Raw genomic sequence first — 2,735 nt, forward strand, 5'->3', positions numbered from 1 at the left:
AGGGCATCTCCTACACCGCAGGCGTACCGCCCGTGGCTGCGGCCCTGCTGGTTGCCCGTGGCGAGTGGGATGCCAAACGCATGGTCAACGTCGAGGAGCTGCCAGCCGAGCCGTTCCTCAAGGCGCTGGACGTGATGGGCCTGCCGACCCGCGTCAAGGATGAAAAAGGTGATCGTCCTTGGGACGCTGAAGCCTAAGCGGTAAACAAGAAGGGGCGCCACTGTGGCGCCCCTTCTGCTTGGGCTGGCCGCTTGCGCTTCAGTTGGCCTCGGCCGTGAGCTTCGCGCGCTCACCGAGTTTTTCCAGCAACGCCTTGGCCAGGGCCTTGTCCGAGAACGGGTTCTGCCCGGTAATCAACTCGCGATCCACCACCACATTCGGTTGCCAGGGCTTGGCATAACCCATGTCGCCGCCGGCCATCGCCATCGCGTTCGCCGGGTAGAACAACAAGCGCTGGTCGTTGAGCGAACGCTCGAACACCTGCTCCTCCGGGTCAGAGAAGATAGTCATCTTGTAGCCCTGGTACACCCAGTCTCTGGCTGCCGCCCGCTCGCCACGCGCCAGCGCGGCCTGGTAGCCAACCGGGTCTTGCTGCGCCGACAGCAAAGCGATTGGGCCGTGGCAGATAGCCGCAGTGGGTTTGCCTGCCTGGTGGAAATGCTGCAACAAGGTGCCGACATCCGGGTTATTGGCCAAGTCGATCAAAGGCGCGTGGCCGCCGGGGATGAACAGCCCGGCATAGCGGTCGAGGTCGCCAGCCAGCACTTCTTTCACCGACAGGGTATTGCCGATGTCTGGCAGCCCCTGCACCACCTTTTCAATCCGGCGCATCTCTGTTGCATCACCGGCGAAATACTGCGGGTCGACCGAGCGCGGATCCACACGCGGGGCATTACCCTTGGGTGTCACCAGCACCAGGCGGTAGTCAGCCTTGAGCAATTGGTCGGCGGGCACACCGAACTCATTGAGGTAATAGCCGGTGGCGTAGTGTTCGCCGTTCTGCAACGGCAGCTGGTGTTCACTGGACAGCAGCACCAGTACCTCGCCCTTGGGCGCCGATTGGGCACCACCGGCAAGCAACGCGCCGGTGACTGCCAGCGCCAGTGTGGTCGGCTTCTTCATGCGTTAACTCCTGATCAGGCAAGCGCCTGCAATACCAAAGTGGCGGAGCGCTGGGTGTAATGGGCAGCTGCGGGTCAGTCATCACTGGGGGAATGCTACCGCTGCGGCTATGATTCGATAATTCTAAAGTGATCATGGCTGCCATTCGGAATATGAATATCGCCAACAAGGACTTGAACCTGCTCTATCTGTTCCATGTGCTTTACCAGGAGCGCAGCGCCACGCTCGCCGCCCAACGCATGGCGCTTAGCCAACCTGCACTCAGCCACAAGCTCGGCAAGTTGCGAGACCAGCTTGGCGACCCCCTGTTCGTGCGTGCGCCCAGAGGGCTTACCCCCACACCGCGGGCCCATGAGCTGGCGCCGGAGGTAGAACGCCTGGTAGCGGGCCTGGAAGGCTTCTATGAACGCTGCGAGGGGCAAGAGTTTCTCGCCCGCCCTGCCCGCGTACACCTGTACAGCACGGATTATGTGGAGCAGACACTGCTGCCCAGGCTGTTACCAATACTGCGCAGCCAAGCGCCCAACCTGACGCTGGTTACACACAACACCCGGGGCGCTTTACCCCGAGAAGCGCTGGAAAAAGGCACCTGTGACCTGGCTGTCGCCGGCTTTTACACCGACCTGCCCGACACCTTCCACCAGCAGCGGCTGCTCAGGGAGCAGTTCGTAGTGCTTGCCTCGCGCAGCCATCCAGGCCTGGATAGCGGCCTGGACCTGGACACCTTTCTGGCCAGTGACCATCTGCTCACCACCCTGACCGGTGACCTTGATGGGCTGGTTGATCGCGCCCTGCACAGCCAGGGCAAGCAACGCCGGGTGGTGGCTGGCCTGTCCAGCTTCATCGCACCCATGCGCTTGCTGCGGGGTACCGACCTGCTTTTGACCTGCCTGCGCTCGCTGGCCCTCGAGGCTACCGACCGTGACGAGGATCTGCGCATGTTCCCGCTACCGCTGGAGCTGCCGCCCGTGGAGGTGATGCAGATCTGGCATGCGCGTACCCATGCCGACCCCTTGCGGCGCTGGCTTCGCCAGCAGCTGTGGGCCGTGGCCCAGCAATAGGGATGTTTCCGACGAAAGTAGTCGGGTATGGCGAACAACTTCTTGCAATCCGTAAGATCTCAAAATACTGTATGAATATTCAGTACAGCGAGACGCCCCCATGCAACTCATCGCCAAACTCGGTATTTTGGCCGACGCTGCCAAGTACGACGCTTCCTGCGCCAGCAGCGGCGCGCCCAAGCGCAATTCGCGCGGTGGCGATGGCCTGGGTGCTACCAATGGCATGGGTATTTGTCACAGCTATACGCCCGACGGCCGCTGCGTGTCGCTGCTGAAGGTGCTGCTGACCAATTTTTGCCTGTACGACTGCCAGTACTGTGTCAACCGCCGCTCCAGCAACGTGCCTCGGGCACGTTTCAGCCCGGAAGAGGTGGTGCGCCTGACCTTGGATTTCTATCGGCGCAACTGCATCAGCGGGCTGTTCCTCAGCTCTGGCATCATCCGTTCGGCGGACTACACCATGGAGCAGCTGATTCGCGTGGCCCGGCTGTTGCGCGAAGAACACAACTTCCGCGGCTACATCCACCTGAAGACCATCCCCGACGCCGACCC

The 2,735-nt window shown here is 62.0% G+C and carries 2 protein-coding genes and 2 pseudogenes; 3 read left to right on the forward strand and 1 reads right to left on the reverse strand.

The genetic code is table 11. The annotated features are described in order from the left end of the window. Positions 1-197 (forward strand): annotated as a pseudogene (locus tag APH30_RS26730) (saccharopine dehydrogenase); the annotation flags it as partial. A 61-nt stretch (positions 198-258) separates the two neighbouring features. Here APH30_RS26730 and APH30_RS26735 read toward each other — a convergent pair. Further along, positions 259-1,122: a type 1 glutamine amidotransferase domain-containing protein gene (locus APH30_RS26735; protein ID WP_054914217.1), complete on the reverse strand. Its 864-nt coding sequence runs from the start codon at positions 1,120-1,122 to the stop codon at positions 259-261. A gap of 152 nt (positions 1,123-1,274) precedes the next feature. Here APH30_RS26735 and APH30_RS26740 point away from each other — a divergent pair, with 152 nt between their 5' ends. Both APH30_RS26740 and APH30_RS26745 read left to right on the forward strand, forming a co-directional pair. Continuing rightward, positions 1,275-2,183 (forward strand): LysR family transcriptional regulator, encoded by a 909-nt coding sequence (locus APH30_RS26740; protein WP_054914218.1) that lies wholly within the window; start codon positions 1,275-1,277, stop codon positions 2,181-2,183. A 100-nt stretch (positions 2,184-2,283) separates the two neighbouring features. Beyond that, positions 2,284-2,735, forward strand: a pseudogene (locus tag APH30_RS26745) (biotin synthase); the annotation flags it as partial.

Source organism: Pseudomonas sp. NBRC 111127 (genome assembly GCF_001320345.1).
In the GTDB taxonomy this organism is placed as follows: Bacteria; Pseudomonadota; Gammaproteobacteria; order Pseudomonadales; family Pseudomonadaceae; genus Aquipseudomonas; species Aquipseudomonas juntendi.